16 protein-coding genes are annotated in these 23,405 nt (G+C 41.7%); 8 read left to right on the top strand and 8 right to left on the bottom strand.

What is annotated here, in order from left to right; translation table 11 throughout:
- Nucleotides 1-98 precede the first annotated feature (98 nt).
- Nucleotides 99-1,103: a DNA polymerase III subunit delta gene (holA, locus tag G3O08_RS05155; protein WP_163283609.1), complete on the bottom strand. Its 1,005-nt coding sequence runs from the start codon at nt 1,101-1,103 to the stop codon at nt 99-101.
- Nucleotides 1,104-1,874, bottom strand: a complete 771-nt coding sequence (locus G3O08_RS05150; protein ID WP_163283608.1) for an AMP nucleosidase — start codon at nt 1,872-1,874, stop codon at nt 1,104-1,106.
- Nucleotides 1,875-1,970: 96 nt separating this feature from the next.
- Between G3O08_RS05150 and G3O08_RS05145 the strand changes: the two genes are divergently transcribed.
- Genes G3O08_RS05145 through G3O08_RS05135 form a run of 3 tightly spaced genes read left to right on the top strand, consistent with a single transcriptional unit; the run spans nt 1,971 to nt 5,207 of the window.
- Nucleotides 1,971-2,423, top strand: coding sequence for a type I restriction enzyme HsdR N-terminal domain-containing protein (locus tag G3O08_RS05145; RefSeq protein WP_163283607.1), 453 nt, complete (start codon nt 1,971-1,973; stop codon nt 2,421-2,423).
- A gap of 24 nt (nt 2,424-2,447) precedes the next feature.
- Nucleotides 2,448-4,619, top strand: coding sequence for a S8 family serine peptidase (locus tag G3O08_RS05140; RefSeq protein ID WP_163283606.1), 2,172 nt, complete (start codon nt 2,448-2,450; stop codon nt 4,617-4,619).
- Between the two features lie 39 nt (nt 4,620-4,658).
- Entirely contained in the window at nt 4,659-5,207 is a 549-nt protein-coding gene (locus G3O08_RS05135) for a DUF5606 family protein (protein ID WP_163283605.1), read from the top strand.
- Between the two features lie 197 nt (nt 5,208-5,404).
- Here G3O08_RS05135 and murB read toward each other — a convergent pair whose 3' ends face one another.
- Nucleotides 5,405-6,421 (bottom strand): UDP-N-acetylmuramate dehydrogenase, encoded by a 1,017-nt coding sequence (gene murB, locus G3O08_RS05130; protein ID WP_163283604.1) that lies wholly within the window; start codon nt 6,419-6,421, stop codon nt 5,405-5,407.
- Nucleotides 6,422-6,511: 90 nt separating this feature from the next.
- On the opposite strand from murB, the gene G3O08_RS05125 reads away from it, so the two are divergent.
- Both G3O08_RS05125 and G3O08_RS05120 read left to right on the top strand, forming a co-directional pair.
- Entirely contained in the window at nt 6,512-7,675 is a 1,164-nt protein-coding gene (locus tag G3O08_RS05125) for a glycosyltransferase (protein WP_204336775.1), read from the top strand.
- A complete protein-coding gene (locus G3O08_RS05120) occupies nt 7,668-8,783 on the top strand; it encodes a glycosyltransferase family protein (protein ID WP_163283602.1) in 1,116 nt (371 codons plus the stop codon). Before G3O08_RS05125 ends, G3O08_RS05120 begins: the two co-directional genes overlap by 8 nt.
- On the opposite strand, the gene G3O08_RS05115 is transcribed toward G3O08_RS05120, so the two are convergent.
- Nucleotides 8,764-9,456, bottom strand: coding sequence for a cell division ATP-binding protein FtsE (locus G3O08_RS05115; protein WP_163283601.1), 693 nt, complete (start codon nt 9,454-9,456; stop codon nt 8,764-8,766). The two genes, G3O08_RS05120 and G3O08_RS05115, sit on opposite strands and share 20 nt — an antisense overlap.
- 177 nt (nt 9,457-9,633) lie before the next feature.
- Here G3O08_RS05115 and G3O08_RS05110 point away from each other — a divergent pair, with 177 nt between their 5' ends.
- From G3O08_RS05110 to gyrB, 3 genes are all read left to right on the top strand, one after another.
- Complete coding sequence (locus G3O08_RS05110) at nt 9,634-12,735, top strand: tetratricopeptide repeat protein (protein WP_163283600.1); 3,102 nt, start codon at nt 9,634-9,636, stop codon at nt 12,733-12,735.
- An 11-nt stretch (nt 12,736-12,746) separates the two neighbouring features.
- Nucleotides 12,747-14,510: a TonB-dependent receptor gene (locus tag G3O08_RS05105; protein WP_163283599.1), complete on the top strand. Its 1,764-nt coding sequence runs from the start codon at nt 12,747-12,749 to the stop codon at nt 14,508-14,510.
- A 375-nt stretch (nt 14,511-14,885) separates the two neighbouring features.
- Nucleotides 14,886-16,844, top strand: coding sequence for a DNA topoisomerase (ATP-hydrolyzing) subunit B (gene gyrB, locus G3O08_RS05100; protein WP_163283598.1), 1,959 nt, complete (start codon nt 14,886-14,888; stop codon nt 16,842-16,844).
- A gap of 238 nt (nt 16,845-17,082) precedes the next feature.
- Here the strand turns inward: gyrB and G3O08_RS05095 are convergent, their stop codons facing one another.
- The 4 genes from G3O08_RS05095 to G3O08_RS05080 form a co-directional block, all read right to left on the bottom strand.
- Nucleotides 17,083-18,177: an endonuclease/exonuclease/phosphatase family protein gene (locus G3O08_RS05095; protein WP_163283597.1), complete on the bottom strand. Its 1,095-nt coding sequence runs from the start codon at nt 18,175-18,177 to the stop codon at nt 17,083-17,085.
- The gene (gene lgt, locus G3O08_RS05090; protein ID WP_163283596.1) at nt 18,174-18,992 is read right to left on the bottom strand and encodes a prolipoprotein diacylglyceryl transferase; all 819 of its coding nucleotides are present in this window, start codon (nt 18,990-18,992) and stop codon (nt 18,174-18,176) included. Before lgt ends, G3O08_RS05095 begins: the two co-directional genes overlap by 4 nt.
- 149 nt (nt 18,993-19,141) lie before the next feature.
- Complete coding sequence (locus G3O08_RS05085) at nt 19,142-22,948, bottom strand: T9SS type B sorting domain-containing protein (RefSeq protein WP_163283595.1); 3,807 nt, start codon at nt 22,946-22,948, stop codon at nt 19,142-19,144.
- Nucleotides 22,949-22,950: 2 nt separating this feature from the next.
- Entirely contained in the window at nt 22,951-23,379 is a 429-nt protein-coding gene (locus G3O08_RS05080; protein ID WP_163283594.1) for a hypothetical protein, read from the bottom strand.
- Nucleotides 23,380-23,405: the final 26 nt, after the last annotated feature.

Raw genomic sequence — 23,405 nt, 5'->3', positions numbered from 1 at the left:
AAAGGCCGCTAAGGTAAACATAAAATCTACCTGCTATTTCAGGAAACTGTATTTAACATGGCAGCGCTAAAGCTTAAATTCCTGTAAATCTATGATGGCTATGCACGTAATATTCTGCTTACCATTTCTTTTACCAGCTCGCCCGAATTACTTCCTGTGGCCTTTACACCTTTTGACTTTAAGTCTATGTCGTAAAGAATATCAAGTATGGCAACAATATGCCCTGAGTTGTAATTGTGGGCGGCTTGCTGGTAATCGGGCATAAAGTAAGGATGTATCCCCATGGCTTTTGCGAGACTTTGCTTATCGGTATCTTTCACCAACGAATGGTAAGTGATGAGTTTAGTAAAGTAACGGTATAAGCCCGAAGCCACCATTATTACGTGATGATCTTTTTGATTATTTGCGTAATAATTGGCGATAAAAAGCGACTTATAATCATTGCGCAGTCCAATGGCCTTTTGAAGTTCAAAAATATTGAAGTCTTTGCTGATACCAATGTGTTTTGAAACAGAATCGGCGGTTATATTCTCACCTCTTGGAACGAGAATTTCCAGCTTTTCGAGTGCATTGATCAAGTTGCTCAGATTGGTCCCTATGTTTTCACTTAGTAAAGCAACCGCTTGCGGCTCAATCGCGATTTTTCGCGAGGCGCAGTAACTGTTTATCCATGATGGAATCATCGTGTCCTTAAGTAAAGGACTATTAAAATAAACTCCGTGTTTTTTTATCAGTTTCGAAAAATTGCTTCGCCCATCCAGCTTTTTTCCTTTGATATTAATTACCAGGATACTGGTCTTTACCGGATTCTTAACCAGCGATTCTAAAGCTTCAAAGTTTCTCCAGTTCTGAGCTTCACGGACAATTATCACCTGATATTCGGCCATCATAGGATAGCGCTTAACGATGGGTACAATTTCTTCGGGGCTCACATCTTGCCCGTATAGAATGGATTGATTGAATTCCTGTTCGGCTTCGCTCAATACATTTTTTGAAATATAATCGCTTAGAAGATCAACAAAATAGGGTTCTTCTCCATCAAAAAGATAAACAGGAGCGTATTTTTTCTGCTTTAGGTCAGCGAGTATTTTCGTGTGTGACATTTAAAATTTCAAGTGTTTTACTGATCGGCCGTCCATCGCAATTTCTTTCATAGCGCCGATTCCAAGTTTTAAGTGTGTTTCTACATAAGCGCCCGATACTTTTTTATCACTTTCCGATGTTTTTACACCTTCGGGAATCATTGGTTGATCTGAAACCAAAAGCATGGCACCTGTTGGAATTTTGTTTGCAAATCCGACTACAAAAATAGTAGCTGTTTCCATATCAATGGCCATACATCGCGTTTTTCGCAAATATTTTTTAAACTTCTCGTCGTGTTCCCATACCCGCCTGTTGGTGGTGTAAACTGTACCCGTCCAATAGTCCATTCCCATATCGCGAATAGTAGTAGAAACTGCACGCTGAAGCATAAACGAAGGCAAGGCCGGAATTTCTGCAGGTAAATAATCATGGCTGGTTCCCTCGCCGCGAATTGCAGCAATTGGCAAAATAAAATCGCCTACTTTGTTTTTCTTTTTTAGACCGCCACATTTTCCTAAAAATAAAACCGCTTTTGGCTTTATAGCGCTGAGTAGATCCATAATCGTTGCGGCCATAGCACTGCCCATACTAAAGTTTATTATGCTTAGGTCGCCGGTGTGGGCACTCATCATAGGCCTATCCTTGCCACGTACTTCAACTTTGTGAAGCTCTGCAAATCGCTCTACATAATTATCAAAATTGGTAAGCAAAATATAATCTCCAAATTCGTGAAGCTCAACCCCTGTATATCGCGGTAGCCAATTCTCTACTATATCTTTTTTTGTCTTCATATATATTTTTTTCAATTTTCAGAATTGTCTTTTCAAAATCAGATTTTCTATATCAATCTCTCCTTATTAGCCCGCAATGAACTAATTTTGCGCTAAATGCAAGCATTAAATCTCCCAACATATCCGTTTAAGATCAAAGAAGAATCCGGTAAACATAAGATTTTTGATCCGGTACGGCGAAAATACTTGATTCTAACTCCCGAAGAATGGGTTCGCCAACATTTTATTCAATTTCTTATTTTAGAAAAGGGTTTTCCTCCCGGATTGTTTAAAATAGAAGGGGGTGTCGCCCACCACCAAAGAAAAGGGCGCTATGATGCACTTGTAGCAGACCGGCATGGAGCTCCGCTTATGCTTATTGAATGCAAAGCCCCCACAGTAGTAATTACACGCGAAACTTTCTATCAAATAGCCCGTTACAATACTGAAATGGAAGTGCCTTATTTTGCAGTAACCAATGGCCTACAGCATTATTACCTCAAACTGGATATGATTGCTAAAAAACTTAATTTTTTGGAAGATCTACCCGATTATCAGTACCTTGCATAAACAAATGAACTATTTTCTCGCCGTATGAAATCACTGCTATTCGCTATTTTGCTTCTTCCCACACTGCTTCTTGCCCAGCAAAGACAATTGATGTCTATTGAACTTCAAAAAGAACTTAAGACTTTCGCTCCGGAGCAGCATATAGATTTATACTTGCGCGGTGAGATCAGCTCGCTTGTGAGTTTTGTGCGCACCAATGAAGGCAGAGTGAAGGGAACGCTCAACAATATTTTGGCTTGTTCGCTTCCGGCTTCAAAAATTTCTATGCTCAACGAGCTTGAGGGCTTGGAGTTTATTGAATTTTCTGCTTCCATCCCCCAGGTACTCAATGAGGTAATGCTTGCAAATAACAATGTAATACCGGTTCACCTGGGTGCATCACCTTTGCCACAAGCCTACCTTGGCGACGATGTAATAATGGGCTTTATTGATACCGGTATTGAGCTGGCGCATCCCGATTTTCAAAATGAAGATGGCACCACGCGTGTAATTGCGCTGTGGGATCAAACGCAGGGTGAAACGATTCCATTCAGAGTTCCCCAACCCTATGGATACGGGCAGGAATGGAATTCCGAAGACATTAATTTGGAAATATCCGGCCACGATGATCAGGCCTCCTTCTACGGACATGGATCAACTGTTGTAGGCGTGGGAGCGGGCAACGGCAATGCCACTGGCCAATTTGCCGGTGTGGCTCCAAATGCCGATATAATTATGATTTCGTCAGATTTTAATCATCCCAATTGGTCGGCAACTGTTGCTGATGCGATAGATTTTATTTTCGCGAAAGCGGAAGCTCTAGGCAAACCTGCAGTAGTTAATCTAAGTCTCGGCGATTATTTCGGTTCGCATGACGGGCTTGATGCGTCAACCCTTTTTACAGATCAATTGCTCGAGGCATCTCCCGGAAGGGCTATTGTGGCTGCCGCCGGAAATAGTGGAAACCTTGGAAATTACCACCTCGCTTACGATATTCCGGAAGTTGATACAACCTTTACCTGGTTTAAATACAATAGTTCGGCTCAAGCAGTCTATTTTGAATTGTGGGCAGATACCGTTGATTTTAACTCCACTTCATTCGCAATTGGTGCCGATCTCACTGTGCCGGCATTTAGCTTTAAGGGATATTCAGGATGGAGAACGGCCACCGAAAATGTGAATACAATTATTACCGATACAATTTTTTATCAGGAAGCTATGCTGGGTATTGTTGATACCTGGATAGGGCTGCGTGGAGCACAATATCAAATTCAAGTGCAGGTTACTCAACCATTCAGCAATCAATACTTATGGCGATTTGCAACTACAGGTGGTGGGAAATTTGATTGCTGGAGTCATGCACCTTTTGGTACTTCCGAAATTGTGCAAACAAACCTTCCCGATGCCGGAACTTATCCGGCGATGGTGCATTACAAATTGCCAGATAACAAAAAGACAATCGTAAACTCATGGGTTTGTTCTGATAAAGTAATCACAGTAGGAAATTACGTAAACCGCAATTCATGGATTAATTACTTGGGCGAAGAAACGGTTGTAAGCAGCACTCCCGGCGCCATTTCAATAAATTGCAGCCGCGGGCCAACGCGCGATAACAGGCAAAAACCGGATATTGCTGCAAGCGGCGATCATACTTTAAGCGCCGGCCGAATAGCAACGTTAAACTCATGGATCAATATCAATCCCGAAAAGGTAGCCCAAGACGGGATGCACTATATAAATGGAGGAACATCGCTGGCATCGCCGGTGGTAGCAGGAGTGGCTGGTCTTTATTTTTCGCGCGATTCTGCCGCGAGCTGGCTCGAGGTTAAAAATGCAATTATTGACAATGCCTTGGCAGATATGTTTACAGGCATCCTTCCGGGAAATCAATTCGGCTATGGAAAGGTTGATGCTTTCGCCACGCTTACTACACCGTTTCAGAGTACGGTGGGTTTAACAGATTATTCGAGTGAATTTCTTGCTATTTATCCCAATCCATCGGGCGGGCAATTTTATATACAAAGCAAAAACGATCCTATAAAATCTATTCGCATATTTGATATTGCGGGTAGGCTGATTCTGCAAAAGTCAGATAATTTTTCAATCGACGAAGCGTATTTGCTCGATCTTACTCCATTTAAATCTGGGGTTTATGTCCTTCAATCAGAATTGATTAGTGGTGTTTTGGCGTCAGCAAAACTAATCCTTGAGAAATAGAAATAGAGTGTTTAGCTTTGGCGTCCAATTTTAGCTGTTATGGATTTATCAAAAATATTATCAATTGCCGGCAAACCGGGTTTATATCAAATCGTTAATCAGTCGCGTGGTGGCGTAGTCGCCAAATCGCTGCTCGACGGTAAAAAGATTTCAATAGGACAAACCCAACGCGTAAGTACCCTTTCTGATATTTCTATTTATGTAGAAGATGGTGACGAACCATTGGTAAATGTGCTAAAAACCATCAATGAAAAGTATGGAGATAAGGAGCTTGATATCGATTTGAAGGATAACGATGCGCTACGCAATTTAATGAGTGAGATGCTTCCAGAATACGATGAAGATCGCGTATATGCTTCTGATATCAAAAAAATGGTGAAGTGGTATAATCTCCTTTTGAAAAACGATATCCTCGATTTTACTGAAGTGCCTGAAGAGGAGAAAGAAGAAGAAGCCAAAGAGAAAGAAGAAACCGAAGAGAAGCCAAAAGCAAAAAAGGCAGAAGCTAATCCGACAAAGAAATCTGAGGCTAAGCCAAAACCGAATAAAACAGCTGAGAAAAAACCTGCTGCCAAAAAAGGGAAATAGAGTTTTTAGTAATACGCTCTCCTTTGCATTTTCAATTTAGCCCAGCGTTCTCACTATCGCAGGGTGCAATGCTGCGACCAGTCTTATGTAAAGCCTCAACCAGCGATGTAATTCACTTGGAACATCAATTTATTTCCATTCCAGAAAACCTTCTCGAGACAAGCGACTCGAGACGCGCGACTTATTTCACAACTCTGCTATAAAATATTAACTTCCCGTTCAAGCTCCACCCCAAACTGCTCTGCAACAGATTCTTTCACACGAGTAGAGTGGTCGTAAATTTCCTGTCCGGTAGCCCCGCCGTAGTTTACCAATACGAGTGCCTGCTTGGCGTGCATTCCGCAATTGCCTATGCGCTTTCCTTTCCAGCCCGCTTGTTCAATAAGCCATCCGGCTGCCAGTTTAATTTCGTTTTCGGGAGCGGGATAATTTGGAATTTCGGGGTGCTTGGCTGAAATTTTTTTCCACTGAGCGGCAGAGATAACCGGATTTTTGAAAAAACTGCCGGCATTGCCAAGGTCTTTCGGGTTGGGGAGTTTGCTGTTTCTAATATTTATTACCGCTTGGCTTATCGCTTCAATACTAAGTTCTTTCACACCCATTTCTTCTAGCTCGGTAGTTATGGCGCCGTATTTTACTTGAAAGTCCGGTTTTTTTAAAAGCTGAAAGGTAACCGAAACGATCACATATTTGCCTTTTAGCTTTCGCTTAAAAACACTCTCCCGATAACCAAATTCACATTCTTCACCACTGAAAATCTCGACATCGCCAGTTTCGAGATTAAAAGCTTCTAGATGATCAAAACGGTCTTTGATTTCTACCCCGTAAGCCCCGATGTTTTGCATGGGGCTAGCTCCTACATTGCCCGGAATCAGTGATAAATTTTCAATTCCAGCATAACCGTTTTTTATACATGTAAGCACAAAGTCATGCCAATTTTCACCGGCACCTGCTTTTACATAAAAATGGTCTTCGTCTTCGCGAATGCATTCAATTCCCGAAATGCCATTCTTTAAAATTAATCCGTCGTAGTCTTGCGTGAAAAGCAAATTGCTTCCTCCACCCAAAATCATTTTTGGAAAATTTTTGATTTCGGTGCTTTCTAAGATTAGGCGCAATTCATCTGCAGAGTGAAAGGTGGCTAAAAATGCAGCCTTTGCCTCAATTCCAAATGTATTTAGTGCTTTTAGCGAAGCGTTGCGCTCAATTTGCATCAGTTGTTTTTTGGCAAATCTAAACGAAAAATTTGCAATCTCTTAGGTGATTAGTTCATCAAACTTGCATGAATTGTGAAGTGGCGCGAAATGCGAGTAGTTAAATTGGTCAATACTTCCTTACTTTTGCCCGAAGTGAAAAAGCGAATAACGATATCGGTAAGCAACGACATTAGCACTGATCAGCGCGTGCAGAAGCAATGCCGTGCATTGCAGAATGAAGGCTACGAAATTGCACTCTACGGCAGGCTTTTGCCAAATAGCAAGCCGGTAAGCAGACCTTATTTCATGAAGCGCTTTAAGCTTCTTTTCAATAAGGGTTTTCTCTTTTATGCAGCGCTTAACACCAAGCTTTTTTTTACTCTGCTTTTTGCAAAAACAGATATCTATTACGCCAATGACTTAGATACCCTCCCGGCAAATTATCTCGCTTCACTTCTTCGGCGAAAGCCTTTGATTTACGACAGCCACGAGTATTTTACCGAAGTACCCGAAATCCAAAACAAGCCCCTTGTAAAATCAATTTGGAAATTTGCCGAGCGGGTGTGCATAGGCAGGTGTGCAATTGTGATGACCGTAAGCGGTTCTATTGCCGAACTATTGCAAGAAACTTATGGTTTGGAAAAGGTGTTTCTGGTGCGCAACTTGCCCTATGAAAAAATAAATATTCAACCTTATTCAAAAGGAGAAATAGGTATTGATCAAAATCAATTTTTGGTCGTGCTTCAAGGAGCCGGAATAAATGTAGATCGCGGCGCCGAAGAGCTCGTGGAAGCAATGGCATTGGTTAAAAATACAACTTTGCTAATAATTGGTGACGGCGACGCCCTGCCTCTTCTCAAAAAAATGGTCGGCGAAATGAGTTTGACAGAAACGGTAATCTTTAAACCCAAAATGCCATTTGACGAAATGATGCGTCATACCGCAGCTGCAGATTTGGGTGTAAGCCTCGATAAAAATACAAACCTGAATTATAGATTTAGCTTACCTAATAAAATTTTCGACTACGCCCTGGCCGAAGTACCTGTGCTGGCAAGTGATTTGGTAGAAGTCAAAAAACTGATTTTAGAATTCAAAATTGGTGAGGTATTGCCCGAGCATTCCGCAAAAGCGATAGCACAAAAGCTAATGGAACTTCAAGCAGATCGTTCTAGATTAGCAGAGTACAAGAAAAATACGAAGCGATTAATAGAGTCTTTAAACTGGCAAACGGAGTATAAACCGGTATTGGAAAAAATGAAAACCCTTGGCTGATAAGCATCTCCATATTGTATCGTTTGATATTCCCTATCCCGCCGATTATGGCGGAGTAATAGACGTGTATTACCGCATAAAGGCTTTGAGCGAAGTAGGAGTGAAGGTTCATTTGCATTGTTTTGAATACGGTCGCTCGTCTTCCGACAAATTAGAGAGTCTTTGCGAAACAGTGCATTATTACAAACGTTCAAAATCGCCGCGACACATAGCTTCTAAACTTCCATTTATTGTGGAAACGCGCAGAAGTGAAGAGCTTCTCAAGAATCTTTTAAAAGATTCGCATCCCATCCTTTTTGAGGGATTACATACTACGGCTTATTTAAAGAACAAGGCTTTAAAAGGGAGATTGAAGCTTGTAAGAGCCCATAATATTGAGCACGATTATTACAAAAAGCTTGCAGAAAGTGAGAAAAACGCATTTAAACGTTTGTTTTTTACCGCAGAAGCCGGAAAGCTTAAACGGTATGAATCTGTTCTAAAAAACGCTGATTACGTTCTCTCTATTTCCGAAAAGGATCAAAAACACTTTGAAAAACTGTATGGAAATTCGACTTTAATTAATCCATTTCATTCAAATACACCCATTGAAATAGGCGGAAAACAAGCCTATGCTTTTTATCACGGAAACCTAACCGTAGCCGAAAATAAAAACGCCGTTGCATTTTTAATCAACGATGTTTTTCCACTTACCGAGGTGCCGCTTCTAATAGCTGGAAAGGGCGCCACAAAAGCAGTTAGGGCATTGAATCCCAACCTTAAAAATCTGAAAGTTGTAGACAGTCCCAACAATGAAACCATGCTTAATTTGGCAAAAAATGCCTCAGTTCACGTCTTGCCGACTTTTCAAAATACAGGCTTTAAACTCAAATTGCTGTATTCGCTTTTTACGGCTCCCGTAATTATTGCCAATGAAAAAATGGTAGCAGGTACAAATCTGAAATCATTTTGTGAAATTGCAAACACGCCACAAGAAATGGCAGATTTGATTACAGCTCATCACAAATCATCTCTTGATACAGAAAGGCTGAAAAATAGATTGAGTTACATTCAAAATAATTTCTCGAATCGAGATAACGCGCTTAAAATCAAATCGCTCCTTGTCTAACTTCTTCGGTTTGTACAGAGCTGTCAGCACAACGGATTATATGCGAAGAAAACTTCTTCATGTGCACGTAATCGTGCGTAGCCATTAGTACAGCACGACCATTTTTACTGATTTCGTAAAGCAAATTCAATATTTCTTCCGTCGTATTCGGATCCAGATTTCCGGTAGGCTCATCGGCCAATATTAAATCCGGATCGTTAAGCAAGGCTCTTGCCACAGCAACACGCTGCTGCTCACCACCCGACAGTTCATGCGGCATTTTATAACCTTTTGTTCCCAAGCCTACTTTGTCGAGTACTTCCTGCATCCGTGCGGCCATTTCGATTTTATTTTTCCAGCCGGTAGCGCGGAGAACGAAAAGCAAATTGTCGTTGACATTGCGATCGGTCAAGAGCTCAAAATCTTGAAATACAATACCCAGATTGCGGCGTAAAAACGGAACTTGCTTGCGTTTTAGCTTCGTAAGATCAAACTCACCCACATTTCCCTCGCCTTGTTTTACAGGCAATTCGCCGTAGAGCGTTTTTAATAAACTGCTTTTCCCCGATCCGGTTTTTCCAATTAAATACACAAAGTCGCCTTTGTTGATATGAATATTCACATCAGAAAGAACCAGATGATCGCCTTGAAAAACAGAAACATTCTTTAAATCTACGATGGTGTCGAGTGCCATTTTGGAAATTTGCGTAAAGCTAAAATAATTTTCACATTCAAGCGTTCCAGTATCGTTAAGAAAAGCCTACAAAACAGGCTTATTCTTCACAAATTTCCGTTTAAAACTTTTACCCCAACCCATCATTTCGCACCGCTTTCACGACTTACTTTTATCTGTTTAAAACAGCGCATCTCTATGCAAGAAATACAAAGGGCAGTTTTGCTGCCAATTTTCATCCTCTTATTTGGCGTAAGCCATAGCTATGCCCAACAAACTGAGGCTAAGCGAAATCCTGATATAGGCTATTTAGAAGCAATGGAGTTGATGAGCCACAACCAGTTTGAAGCTGCACGGAAAGGTTTTACTGATTATCTGAAATACAATACCGACGACAATAGCGAACTCCACGTCAATGCATCTTACTACCAGGCGTTTGTTACAATGGAGCTTTTCCACAAGGATGCCGAGTTTCTGATGGAAGATTTTGTGCTGAAACATCCGGAAAGCAACTGGAAAAATCCTGCGATATTAAATCTTGGTAATTACAATTTCAACCGCCGCGATTACGACGACGCACTTTATTGGTTAAATCGTCTCGACGAGCGCGACCTGAGCAGCATACAAAAGGAAGAAGTGGTTTTCAAAAAAGGATTTTCGGCTTTTCAGTTGGAAAAATTTGACGAGGCTAAAGCAGAATTTTACAAGCTAAAAGATAAGCAGGGAGCCTATTATGGCCCTACAAATTATTATTATGGGCATATTGCCTACACCGAAGGCAACTATCAAACCGCTCTCGAATCGCTCGATAAGGCTGCAGATGACCCTAATTTTGCGCCGGTAGTGCCCTATTACAAAGCCCAGATTTATCATTTTCAGGAAAAATATGATGAGCTTATTGCTTATGCCACTCCGCTGCTCGATGTGGAGGAACCTGTACGTGTAGAAGAAATAGCCCACCTTGTTGGAGATGCACATTTTCAAAAAGAGCAATACGCACTGGCCTTGCCGTTTTTGGAAAAGTACGCTAAAAGCCAATATAATCTAAGCTCGGAAGATGCTTATCAGCTGGCTTATGCTTATTACCGGTCAGCAGAGTATAGAAAATCTATTGATTATTTTGCTACTACCACGAAAGCTGAAGATCAGCAATTGGCGCAGATAGCCACCTACCAAATGGCTGATGCATATGTGCAGCTGGGTGAGAAAAAATATGCGCAAAATGCTTTTAAAGTTGCTTCGCAAATGGATTCTGATCGGGATGTAACCGAAGATGCCCTTTTTAATTATGCCAAGCTCGCTTATGAATTGAGCTATGACCCTTTTCATGAAGCCATTCAGGCATTCGAATCTTATTTGAATAAATATCCCAGCTCCACCCGAAAAGATGAAGCTTATGAGTTTTTGCTCAAAGTGCATCTCGCTACTAAAAATTATTCTGCCGCCATTGAGTCGCTCAATAAAATGAAGTCAATGAGTGCCGTAGATCGCGCCCGGTATCAGGAGTGTGCATATAATTTGGCTATAGCCGATGTAATTGCCAAAAGATCGAATGAGGCTTTTGCGAATTTCAAGTTGTCTAAGAAGTATCCCGAAGATCCAAAACTCGTAGCTCTCGCAGATTACTGGGCGGGCGACCTGCATTACCGTGATGGCTCATATCAAAATGCGATTAAATCTTATCAGGCCTATCTCGCCAATTCGTCGGCTTATCAAACAAAATACTACAATACAGCTCATTACAATATTGGATATTGCGCTTTTAAAGATGGCGATTATTCTACATCGCTTCAGGCATTTAGAAAGTATGTGTCTGGAAGCAATATTGATGAGAAGCGGAAAAATGATGCCTACTTACGCATTGGCGATCTCAATCTGGTACAAAAACAGTACGGGCCGGCCGTAGAGAGTTATCAAAAAGCAATGAATTTAAACGTTGCAAATGGAGATTATGCCTTGTTTCAAATAGCTGAAGCTTATGGGTATCAGGATAATTACGCCAAGAAAATTGAAACTTTGAATAAACTTTTTGCCGACCATCCCGAAACATCGCTTGCCGCAGTTGCTAAATTCCAATTGGGCGACGCTTATTTTATGCAAAACAATCTGGACAAGGCGCTCGTGTCTTTCGATTCTGTAATAAAAGATTATCCACAATCGCCCTACCGCAAAAAAGCGCTACTAAAGCGCGGGCTTGTGCAGTACCGCAAAGGCGATTACGATGGCGCTATTGCTAGTTATAAGCTGGTTGTGGCAGATTATGGAGTTGATTCTGAATCTAATGAAGCGGTGGCAACGCTTAAAAACATCTACCTCGATTTAGGGAAAGTGGATGATTACAGCGCATGGCTCAAGGAAATTCCCGATTACGATATTTCGCCATCAGAAATTGACAGCCTTTCGTATCAGGCAGCTGAAAATCTGGTAGCTGACGGCAATTGCGATAAGGCGATACCGGCTTTTGAGAAGTATCTCAAGGAATATCCAAACGGACTTTTCGTGCTAAACGCCAATTATTACCTCTCTGAATGTGCTTACCGCAAAAATGATTTTGATAAGGCAATAACTGGTTTCGAATATGTTGCTTCCAGACCTACAAGCGAGTTTTCAGAGCCAGCCATTCAAGGTGCTGCCACTATTCGGTTTAACCGAAAAGAGTATCAAAAGGCCCTGCTTCTATATAAACAATTGAGTCAGGTCGCCACTTTTGCTACCAATATTTTGGAAGCAGAGGTAGGAATCATGCGTTCCGAATACCAGCTGGGCGCTTACGATGCGGCAGTCGCTTCCGCGGAAAGGGTGATCAAAGATCCAAACGTATCCGAAGAACTCCTTACCGAATCGCGCTTATTGAAAGGACGCATTTACTTTACCAATGGGAATTATGCCGAGGCCAAGCCGATATTTAGCCAATTAGCCAAGAAGGCCGATTCAAAAGAAGGCGCAGAAGCAAAGTTTAGATTGGCACAAATTGCTTTTGAGCAATCTGATCTCGATGAAGCTGAAAAACAAATATTTGAGCTCGCTCAAGGGTTTGCTAGTTTTGATTTTTGGAAAGTCAAAGGATTTATTTTGTTGGCTGATGTTTACGTGTCCAGGAAAGATTATTTTCAGGCACGCGCCACACTACAGAGTGTTATTGACAATGTGAAAGATGAAAAATTTGTGAATGAAGCTAAAGCCAAATTGCAGGCGCTGAATGCTGCCGAGCAGAAAACGATCGCAGCAGGCGACACCTTATCTGGCCCCGATTCACTCGATTATGAAGAAGATTACCAGAACCTGATTGAAGAAAAATAATAGCCCGAAAAATGAAATACGCAACTATAAAATCATTCCTAGTATTCAGCGTCGTTCTTGTCAGCTCCTTTGCTGCATCGGCGCAGGGCGGCGAAGGCGATGCCTTTGATCAAACCCAGATAATTACGGGCGACAGGACGTTAACAGTACAAAAGGCGTTTAAAATTTCTGAAATGCCCACTGTAGTAGATATTCCGGTACAAATGGGAACCTTGACTTACGAAATGATTCCTAAACGCCCTGCAACCGAAATAACACCCGAACCTATTGAGCCGGCAACCGTTAAAATTCGCGAACCACTCGAAAAGTTGTACCATGGATTTGTAAAGGCTGGAGCCGGAACATTTGCCACTCCCTATGTGGAGGCTTTTTATACCAGCAATCGTGATAGAGACAAATCTTATGGAGTTCACGCGCGCCACTTATCTTCACATGATGGAGTAAACCAGCCGGTAGCGTTTAGCGGTTTTAGCGAAACTAATGTGGACTTATGGGGTAAAAAAATCTTTAAGCAACACAGTCTCCAAACAGATTTGGGTTATGCGTTAAACGGTTATCACTATTACGGTTTCGACCCGCAAGATGCCGAAATTGATAAAAAAGATATGCGCCAGCGGTTTAATGATTTTTCGCTTAGTGCAGATTATAGGAGCTACTACCGCGATTCTTCGCGCATCAATCACAATATCGGTTTAGATTCCTATTACTATTCTGATAGTTACGATGCCAATGAAATTGGTGTAAAGGCCACCACACAATTGCGCTCATGGAGAGGCGATCAATATTATACCCTCGATGGTGGATTAGATTTTGTCGGCTACAATACCGGCGACTTAAAAGCATTTGATTTTATGAGCGATTCGTCTGGAATTTTTATCCCGGCGAATGATTATACCAACGTAATTTTCCACGCAACACCACGCATCCTTCTTGTTAAAAATGGATTTCGAGCTATGGCCGGGTTAGCAGTTTATGGGCAATTTGACAGTAAAGCGCGGTTTCATGCCTTTCCTGATCTGGAGGTTTCTTATTCGCTTTTTAATGATATTTTTATCCCTTATGCTGGCGTAACGGGAAGCGTAGAACGAAATAGTTATAAAACGCTTTCGCGGGAAAACCCTTTCATTTTGTCAAATCTTTCGCACTATGGTACAGACGATAAACCATTAATTAACTCTATTGTAAAGTATGATCTTTTTGGAGGTATTCGCGGAACGCTAAGCGATAAAATGAGTTTTAATACCCGTATTGGATACAAAAAAGTAGATGAAACACCACTTTTTGTTAACGATACACTGGTAAGTGAAGAGAATCGGTTTTTGGTTATCTATGATCAGGTTCAAACCTTTTCTATGATGGGTGAGCTTTCATATAAAAACAGCGAAAAATGGTCGGCTACTGCCCGTGGCGAAATATTTACCTATAGTGCAAATGATGAACAAGAGGCATGGCATATGCCAAAATACAGATTCTCGCTACTGGGATCTTACACGCTTTTTGAAAAGCTGAGTATAGGAGCAGAAATGGCTTTGGTCGGTAAGCGTTATGCAAAATCACTTCGTCCGGTTTCAGATGTTCAAATCGAACCCGAAGGATTTTATAAGGTAGAGCTTGATCCTTATTTTGACCTAACATTGAAAGCAGAGTACCGCTATTCAAATCGAATCTCGGCCTTTATTGAAGCTAACAACTTAACCGGAACGAAGTACGACCAGTATTACCGCTTCCCAGTACAGCGCGTTTTTCTATTAGGTGGGTTGAAATTTGCATTTTAGAGACTGAGCTTGCGTTAATTTGAATCCGCGTCGACTGAACCCGCGTCGACTGAACCCGCGTCGATTGTATCCGCGTCGATTCATCGCGCGGCCTACCTCGCGCGTCCTACCTCACACGGCCTACCTCACACGGCCCACCTCACGCAGCCTACCTCGCGCGGCCTAATTTTGCTCGCGTCAATTTCGCATACCTCAAGTTGTAATTCCACCCGTCAAACCCCAATTTTAACACGTCAAAAACATGCTTTCACCACAACTGTTAATAAACCACATAAATTGTTGACAATTATAGTGTTTATGCGGCTTTTGAGGTGATTTTAATGTTTAAATTTTGTATTTTTGTGGGAATAAAATTTCTACACAACTTAGTAATATATGACTGAAGAACAGAAGAAGAATAATCAAGGTTATTCGGCTGGAAATATCCAGGTACTCGAGGGATTGGAAGCTGTACGCAAAAGACCTTCGATGTACATCGGAGATACGGGTATAAGAGGTTTGCACCACCTTGTTTATGAAGTAGTTGATAACTCGATTGACGAAGCGCTTGCTGGTTATTGTGACGTTATCAGCGTAATAATGAATGTTGATAATTCCATTACTGTAAAAGACAATGGCCGGGGTATTCCAATAGATTTTCACGAAAAAGAAGGACGCTCAGCCCTAGAGGTTGTAATGACAGTGCTTCACGCCGGTGGAAAATTTGATAAAGACACCTATAAAGTGTCCGGTGGACTGCACGGAGTTGGGGTGAGTTGTGTTAATGCACTTTCAGAACAATTGATTGCTACCGTATACCGCGATGGTAAAATATGGCAGCAAGAATACAATATTGGAAAGCCTCAATATCCTGTTAAAGAAGTTGGAGAGACGAGCGAGACAGGTACCCAGGTTCAGTTTAGGCCTGATACTACTATATTTGAAGACAACGTGTATAACTATGATACACTTGCCAGCAGAATGCGCGAGCTTGCATTTTTGAATAAAGGAATTCGTATTACGCTAACCGATATGCGTAATTTCGATGACGAAGGCAATCCGTTAAGCGAAGAGTTTTATTCAGAAGGTGGTCTATTTGAGTTTGTTCAGTTTTTGGACGCCTCACGAGAGCCGCTTATCGGTTCTCCAATTTATATGGAAGGCGAGAAAAGTGGTATTCCGGTAGAAGTAGCACTTATTTACAATACTTCATTTTCGGAAAATATTCATGCCTATGTGAATAATATCAATACCCATGAAGGTGGTACTCACTTGCAGGGGTTTAGACGAGGGCTTACAGCCACCCTTAAAAAATACGCCGAAGATTCGGGCATGCTATCAAAACTCAAGTTTGATATCGCCGGCGATGACTTTCGTGAAGGCCTTACAGCCGTAATTTCAGTTAAAGTTGCTGAACCGCAATTTGAAGGTCAAACAAAAACAAAATTGGGTAACCGTGAGGTTAATGCCCCGGTTTCGCAAGCAGTGTCTGAAATGCTAACGCATTATCTAGAGGAGAATCCCAACGATGCAAGAACAATCGTTAACAAGGTTATTCTTGCAGCACAGGCGCGTCATGCAGCGCGTAAGGCGCGTGAGATGGTTCAGCGTAAAAATGTGCTTACAGGTTCAGGTCTTCCCGGAAAATTGAGTGACTGCTCAGATAGAAACCCTGAAAATTGCGAAGTCTATCTTGTCGAGGGAGATTCGGCGGGTGGAACTGCAAAACAGGGAAGAGACCGTAACTTTCAGGCTATCCTGCCACTACGAGGTAAGATTCTGAATGTTGAGAAGGCCATGCACCATAAAATTTTCGACAACGAAGAGATCAAAAACATTTATACCGCACTCGGAGTTCGAGTGGGTACTGAAGAAGACAGTAAAGCACTCGACACAAGTAAATTGAGATACCATAAGGTAATAATCATGTGTGATGCCGATGTTGACGGTAGCCACATCGAAACCTTGATTCTTACTTTCTTTTTCCGCCACATGCGCGAGCTAATTGAAGGTGGAAATATTTATATTGCAACTCCTCCGCTCTATCTTGTTAAAAAAGGGGGAGCCATGAAATACGCCTGGAATGATAAGCAGCGCGACCAGTTCGTAGAAGAATTGAAAGGAAACGGAAAGGAAAGCAGCGTTGGAATTCAGCGTTACAAAGGTCTTGGAGAGATGAACGCAAACCAGCTTTGGGATACAACTATGAATCCTGAATTCAGAACTTTGCGCCGGGTTACAATTGATAATGCTGTAGAAGCCGATCGAATTTTCTCTATGCTAATGGGCGATGACGTTCCACCACGTAGAGCTTTTATCGAGAAAAATGCCAAGTATGCGAAGATTGATGTTTAATTAAATTAAAAACATCCTTCAAATAAATATGACGGTGCCGCTCAATGAGTGGCACCGTTTTTTTTATTTTGAAACCTGCGTTAAGATCAATTGAATATGAACCCCAAAGATTTTCAAACTTACGACCCCTTGGGAGTGCGTATGTAGCGAAGCGATCTCACGTGGTTATTGAGCTCAGTCGAAATGCAGCGAAGCAAGTAAACCTTATGAGGTCTTCCACGCAACCTTGGATCAATAGCTATTGACTGTCCAATTTTGACTCCGACTCTTGTTTATCAAAATACAAATCGAGAAAAATAGGAAGGTGGTCGCTATAACCACCCTTGTATGCAGGCCCCTGAAAAGTTCGTAAAGGAACATCATTACCTGCAGCATTTTTTGTAAGCAGCCAGGGTGCATCAAAAATCCCCAAAGAATTTAAACGAGTGTAGGTTGACTGTCCGGTCAAAAGCGAATTGCTGACAATAATGTGATCAAGCACGCCCCATTCGCCGCCAAAGGAATGCGTTCCAAAGATATATTTAATAGGAGCCGATAGGTTTACCAGATCATTACCTGTAGCTTCTGTCGGATTTACATGAGCTTTCAAAACATCCTTTACACTTATATCATCCGGCTCGTCATTAAAATCGCCTGTTATAACGATTAAGGGATTATCAAAACGCGCATTCAAACTATCTACCTTTTCGCGAACCAGATTAGCTAAAAAAGCCCTTCCCGGTTCAGACACAAATTGCCCCCCATAGCGCGATGGCCAGTGATTGATAAATACGTGCAAAGTATCTTTATTTGACATAATTCCCTTTACATAGAGCATATCTCTCGTTTTTCGATCGGGGTCGAATGGGAAATTAACACGGTAATATTTGTAGAGAATTAAATTAAATTTTTCGGGTCGGTAAAGGCAGGCTACATCAATACCGCGCCTGTCAGGAGAGTCTTCGTGTATGATTTCATAACCGGCATTTTTTAAAGGAGAGAATTTTGTAAAACCTTCTAAAACCCACCTGCTTTCTATTTCGGCCAGACCTATTATTTCCAGTGGCTCCCATACGCCCATCGCCAAAAGTGTACGAGCCAGACCCACTGATTTCTTTTTATAACGGCCAAATGTATATCGATTTTCACCTTCGGGTGTAAATGCTTCATCGCGGGTCAGGCTGTCGTCCACGAGGTCAAATAAATTCTCGACATTGTAAAAACCAATTCTGAAATCAGAATTTGATCGGGATTTTATTGCGTTTTCATATCTCTGAAAACCATCAACCTGACCTTTTATCGTAAGTGGTAAAAAGAGTAGAGATAGGAGGCTTAAAGAGGTTAGATGTTTCACGTCGGATTAACAGGTTTAGATTTAGCCCTGTAAATTAAGTAAACTCCGGCAAGAATAAACGGAATACTTAAAATTTGACCCATGTTGATTGGAAGACCGTCTTCAAACGACTCCTGATTTACTTTAAAAAACTCATCTATAAAACGCAGGGTAAAAAGAATGACGAGGAAAAGCCCGAATATGTAGCCATTGTTGATTTTATGACGTTGTGTTTTCCATACATAAAACAGAAAAACCAATAGTACTAGAAAATAGAGAGCTTCATACACTTGTGCCGGATGCCGATAGTCTAATGCCATTTCGGCAGGATAAGCCTGTAAAAATTTTACCGCCCAGGGCACGTCAGTTACTGTTCCAATAATCTCTGAATTCATTAGGTTTCCAAAGCGGATGCAAGCTCCTGTAAAGCAAGTCACAATTACGAGACGATCAAAAACCCAAAGAAAATTAAATTTGTACTTCTTGGTATATAGATAAACGGCGGCAATTATTCCTAAGGCGCCACCATGGCTTGCCAGACCCCCTTTCCAAATCTGTATTATTTCTATGGGATGGCTTAAATAATGAGCAGGAGCATAGAAAAACACATGCCCCAGCCTGGCTCCGATAATGGTTCCTATAACTACATAAATGGTTAAATCCTCTACATTTTTTCGTGTCTTACCATCTTTTTCAAAAATGTAAAACAAAATGTATTGGCTCACCAATAGTCCGATTACGAATAGTATTCCATACCAGCGAACGGGCCAATCTATAAAGGGTATTCTAAAAGCTTCGGGATCAACATCCCAAATTATTGTAAGTAGTGTATTCAATTTATATGATTTCTAACCCGATCTGAATTTATTTAGATTTGGGTATCTATATCTTGCGAATTTAATCATTCAATTCAAAGAGAATAAAAAAACCCGTCAGGACGTGAAAAAAAATCACCTGACGGGCTCAAAATTTTAATGATTTAGTATTAACGAACCACAGTAATAGATCCGGTAAATTCAAACTTTTCTTCAGTTGTAGCTGATGTTACTTTTATCAAATAAGTATAAACACCTGCGTCAACATAGTATCCACCAGAGCTCTTACTACCATTCCATCCTTGATCGAGATCTGTTGTAGTAAATACCTGCTCGCCCCATCTGTCAAAAATAGTGAGCTTATAGTTTGTAGCATCTACAGTTACACCTACCGGTTTCCATACATCGTTTATTCCATCCTCATTTGGAGAGAAGCTATTTGGGATATACCACAATATTTCATCTTTTACGACTACCCTCTTGGTGAGGGTATCGGTACAGCCATTTAGGTTTGTTGAAATAAGTGTAACGGGATATGCACCGGCAGAATCTTTAGGAAATTCAAATGAAGCCATTCTCGATTCACTTTTCCCAAGTACCGGATCGTCTCCGAAGGTATAAATCGATTTCCAAACGGGTCCGGGAGTAGAAATATCCTGAAAAGTTATAAGCGTGTTCTTAGTCGTGGTTGGTAAGGGATTAATATTGAAGTTCGCTACAAATTTAGGGGGATCAACCAGGTTTACAGTTTGAACTATCTCGCAGCCGTTTGCATTTCTTGCAATCACAGCGTGCTCACCTTCACAAAGGTCAAAATAGTTCTTACCAATAAAGGTGTCACCACCATCAAAACTGTAATCTACGGCTCCTGGCGACATAATTTGCACGCGTCCATCGCATGAATCTGCACAGAGCGGAGGGGCTTGAGACAATTGCATTTGCTGCGCTTCAGGTTGACCAATTTCAAATGTCGTTGAGTCAACACAACCGAGGTTATCGCGAACTTTAACTTTAAACACTCCGGCACAAAGTGAATCTCTGGTTTGTGGAATTAAGCCGGGACGACCATTTTCAAACCAGTCATAAATATAATTTCCACCTGTTACAGTACCACCATCGGCAATACCAACAGCACCACCTGAGCATTCTTCAAAGCATTTTGCATCTTCTGTTACAATAATTAACTGCAGAGAATCAGAGAAGGTTATTACAATATCATCTGATGCCGAACATTGAAATCCGTTTGCGTCGGTCCATGTAAGCGTTCTTGCCCCACCTCCCGCAGTCGTGCAGGTTACTATGGCTTGCGGGTCGTGAATATCGCTAAATTCCACATCGGCAGCAGCCGTCCATGTTCCAAGACCCAGTGCATCATCTGCCTCCAACTGATATGTTAAAGCACAAGCGGTAGCATCGGTACCGGCCATTGCGTTCGTTTGACAGCAGGTGGTATTTGTTGCAGGTAAAATTGTTAACTGCAGGTTAGATGTTCCTTCGCAGATTCCGTTAGTTACTAAATAAGTATAGTCAAAATTTCCACCGTCCACATAGTTTGAAGGATTGAACTGGTTCGGTACTGTATTTCCTGCGGCATCTGTCCAGTCACCATTCAGGGCAGGATCGCCATCGAGGTAGTCTGTTAAAAATGTGATAGGTGAGTTGTAACAAAGTGTTGTGTCAGTATCAATACCCGGATTAGCAAGTGCATCTGGAGATACAGTTACCTGGTCAACGATTATACATCCCGGAAATCCAGCGGGGTAGGCTGAAACCGTATAAACTGTAGTCTGAGTTACTTCAGCAGTCGGGTTTTGAATGTTTGGGTTTGATAAGCCCGTAGTCGGAGACCACGACCAAACCAGTTCGGAACCGCCTCCGCAAGTCACTGTGTAATTTATAGGTGGATATTCACCGCTTTCGCAACTCGAAAAACCATTGGTAGCCATTGAAATTGTGAGACAGCCTGTGGGATTGGTAGCCGTATAGCTCAACCCACCCAAGTCACCGTTCGGATTCCCAATCTCCGGGGCAGTAATATCATCACCGTCATAAACGGTGAAGTTATCGCCCCAATCAGCGTTACCACTGTTAATAACCAGTTCCATAAAGGTAGAGCCATCTCCCGGGTTATTAGGGCAATATGTGAATTCGTAATTCGAATTATTTGCAAAACAAAGGTCATAAGTTCCTGCAGCGTCGCTACATTGAGCCGGAGAGTTAGCTAAGCCAGCTTCAAGAAGCACTGGTTCGCTGCAGTAAGTTACATTTGGTCCTGCTGTTATTTCAGGGCCTACTATTACTTCTACGGTAACAGTGGTATCAAATGTGCAGCCGAAATTATTGGTCGCATAAAATGTATAGTCATAATTTCCGGGAGTGGTATAAGTGGTTTCAATCGTATTACCGTCACCTGAAGTATTTCCCACATTTGGGCCTTCCCACCAGGTAGAGTCCTGATCAAGACCAACGATAGGCGTGAAAGTAGTAACATCGGGAAATAGCGCCGGATTAAAGCTGATGCCCCAAGCGAAAATATTTCCATTATCCGATGCTAAAAAGTCAGTAACGTTAATACACCAATCTCCATTGAGCGGGCAACCTTCGAGAATACACATATCCTCATTGCTTTCGTAAAGACCCGGATTAGCCACAGAATGGTTGGTCTCCTGCCCTCCAGATTGGTTGACGTAAGTCAGGTCGGTTGCATTGGCATCATCGTAAATAAAACCATTAGTGCTTGTTGGCGACCATCCATAATCATATCCAATACCGGGCACATCGTCGTCATCTTCGGGTGGTGGTCCTAAATTAAATTCATCTACAGCCTCTCCTAAATAAGTAGCTCCTCCACTATTTGGACCTTGATCCAACAGCATTACTGATGTTCCATTAGGACAGGTTATAGAAATACCAAGATCTCCTAAATATGAATGTTCTATGTTCATAAAAACATTCAGCAAGTCACTGCAGTCTTCCAAAGTGGCGCCTGCCTCAAAAAAATCAAAAGTCAGGCAACTGGAATACTGAAACCCCGCACCATCTGCCAAATAGGTAGTGCCGGAAACTACCTGCGGAGGAAGGGCCGTCCAGGTTACGCTTTGTACAGCACTTCCGTCTATTGTTGTTCCTCCGGCTCCTACACAAACAGGTGTTTCAAATGCCGTATTAAAGACCGGGATAGTACTTACCAAAACTTGAAGCGGGTCAACATTTAAGCTTCGGCAGCCATTAAAGTCAATTACTGATAATGTCACTAGGTATTCACCTGGTTCAGTAAAAGAATGGGTTATATCAGTTGGAGCTGTTAGCGTGTCGATATTGCCATCATCAAAATTCCAAACCCAATATTGCAAAGCGAATGTGGGTTCTGCATAAGATCCCATATCACCGAAAGTTACAGGTGCATTTAAACATACACCTATTGATTGAGCGGGTCCCTCGGGTTCTGGATCTACAATCTCTGATGCTGAAGTAGGTGTGGCACAGGGAGTCGTGCACTCAATCGCAGCCTCCCAACCAGGAAAGGTTCCACCACCGTTGGGATTAGAATTAAATACAAAAGTAAGACAGCCAGTTGTATTGCCAACTGTCCCTGTTACCGGTAGTCCTTGTAAGGAGCTACCAGTGTAGCTTCCCAGACTTACAGCTGTCGCGTCATCGCCATCGTAGATATACAGGTAGTCACTATTGTTTGGATTGGGACTTTGGTAAAGCGCGAAGGCATTAAAAATCACCGAAACCACATCACCGGCATTCTCCGGGCAAATTGTAAATGTATAATCATTTCCCGGGGTATAAGGTAGTCCTCCAGCACCCCCATCGTCAATAAAATTACCCTCACAAGCCGTTACTGTTCCATTCTCAATAATATAAGTGTCTTGCGCGTAAATCCCAGTTGTGAAAATGAGAAATACACAGAAAACAGCGATAGGATTAATCCAATCCTTAAAGTGTATAATATCTAAAGATTTTCTCATGCTTACTTAATTTCGGAGTTTATTCTTTGTAGACTCAGATTCATTGGAAGAATAACCAAAACTTTATCGCTTCCGGGTACTCTGTAATAATTGTAGGCGTTGCGTTTCATTTCAAAACTATAAGCCATTAAATTTAGTTCCCCGGTTTCAATTAGCTGTAGGCTTATTTCAGGAACACCTGAATAGAAAGCATTCACTTCGGAGATATCCGGGAACGTAGAGAAATCTTTGCCTCCTGTATTTCCCAAATAGTAGCCATGCCTGTTGAGGTAGGCAAATTGCGCAAATCTGGCTTGATTTTCCTGAGCTGAAGACAATTCTTCTGCAGGTAAAAATTCAGATACGGCGGCATAATCTTCTGCCGTTTGAGCGTGCCCGCTTTCAAAAGAGAGCAGTGCCAATAATACAATGGTTAGTTTAATGGATTTCATATGGTTTCAAACTTGATAAACTATTG

The sequence above is a fragment of the Cryomorpha ignava genome (genome assembly GCF_010686655.1).
GTDB lineage: Bacteria > Bacteroidota > Bacteroidia > Flavobacteriales_D > Cryomorphaceae > Cryomorpha > Cryomorpha ignava.
This window is presented reverse-complemented; position numbering and strand designations above follow the sequence as displayed.

Excerpts from the sequence above, each read along its gene's own strand:
- G3O08_RS05105 (WP_163283599.1), top strand. The coding sequence starts at position 12,747 with ATGAAATACGCAACTATAAAATCATTCCTAGTATTCAGCGTCGTTCTT.
- G3O08_RS05080 (WP_163283594.1), bottom strand. The coding sequence starts at position 23,379 with ATGAAATCCATTAAACTAACCATTGTATTATTGGCACTGCTCTCTTTT.
- G3O08_RS05125 (WP_204336775.1), top strand. The coding sequence starts at position 6,512 with ATGCGAGTAGTTAAATTGGTCAATACTTCCTTACTTTTGCCCGAAGTG.
- G3O08_RS05145 (WP_163283607.1), top strand. The coding sequence starts at position 1,971 with ATGCAAGCATTAAATCTCCCAACATATCCGTTTAAGATCAAAGAAGAA.
- G3O08_RS05115 (WP_163283601.1), bottom strand. The coding sequence starts at position 9,456 with ATGGCACTCGACACCATCGTAGATTTAAAGAATGTTTCTGTTTTTCAA.
- murB (WP_163283604.1), bottom strand. The coding sequence starts at position 6,421 with ATGCAAATTGAGCGCAACGCTTCGCTAAAAGCACTAAATACATTTGGA.
- gyrB (WP_163283598.1), top strand. The coding sequence starts at position 14,886 with ATGACTGAAGAACAGAAGAAGAATAATCAAGGTTATTCGGCTGGAAAT.
- G3O08_RS05140 (WP_163283606.1), top strand. The coding sequence starts at position 2,448 with ATGAAATCACTGCTATTCGCTATTTTGCTTCTTCCCACACTGCTTCTT.
- G3O08_RS05085 (WP_163283595.1), bottom strand. The coding sequence starts at position 22,948 with ATGAGAAAATCTTTAGATATTATACACTTTAAGGATTGGATTAATCCT.
- holA (WP_163283609.1), bottom strand. The coding sequence starts at position 1,103 with ATGTCACACACGAAAATACTCGCTGACCTAAAGCAGAAAAAATACGCT.
- G3O08_RS05135 (WP_163283605.1), top strand. The coding sequence starts at position 4,659 with ATGGATTTATCAAAAATATTATCAATTGCCGGCAAACCGGGTTTATAT.
- G3O08_RS05150 (WP_163283608.1), bottom strand. The coding sequence starts at position 1,874 with ATGAAGACAAAAAAAGATATAGTAGAGAATTGGCTACCGCGATATACA.
- G3O08_RS05110 (WP_163283600.1), top strand. The coding sequence starts at position 9,634 with ATGCAAGAAATACAAAGGGCAGTTTTGCTGCCAATTTTCATCCTCTTA.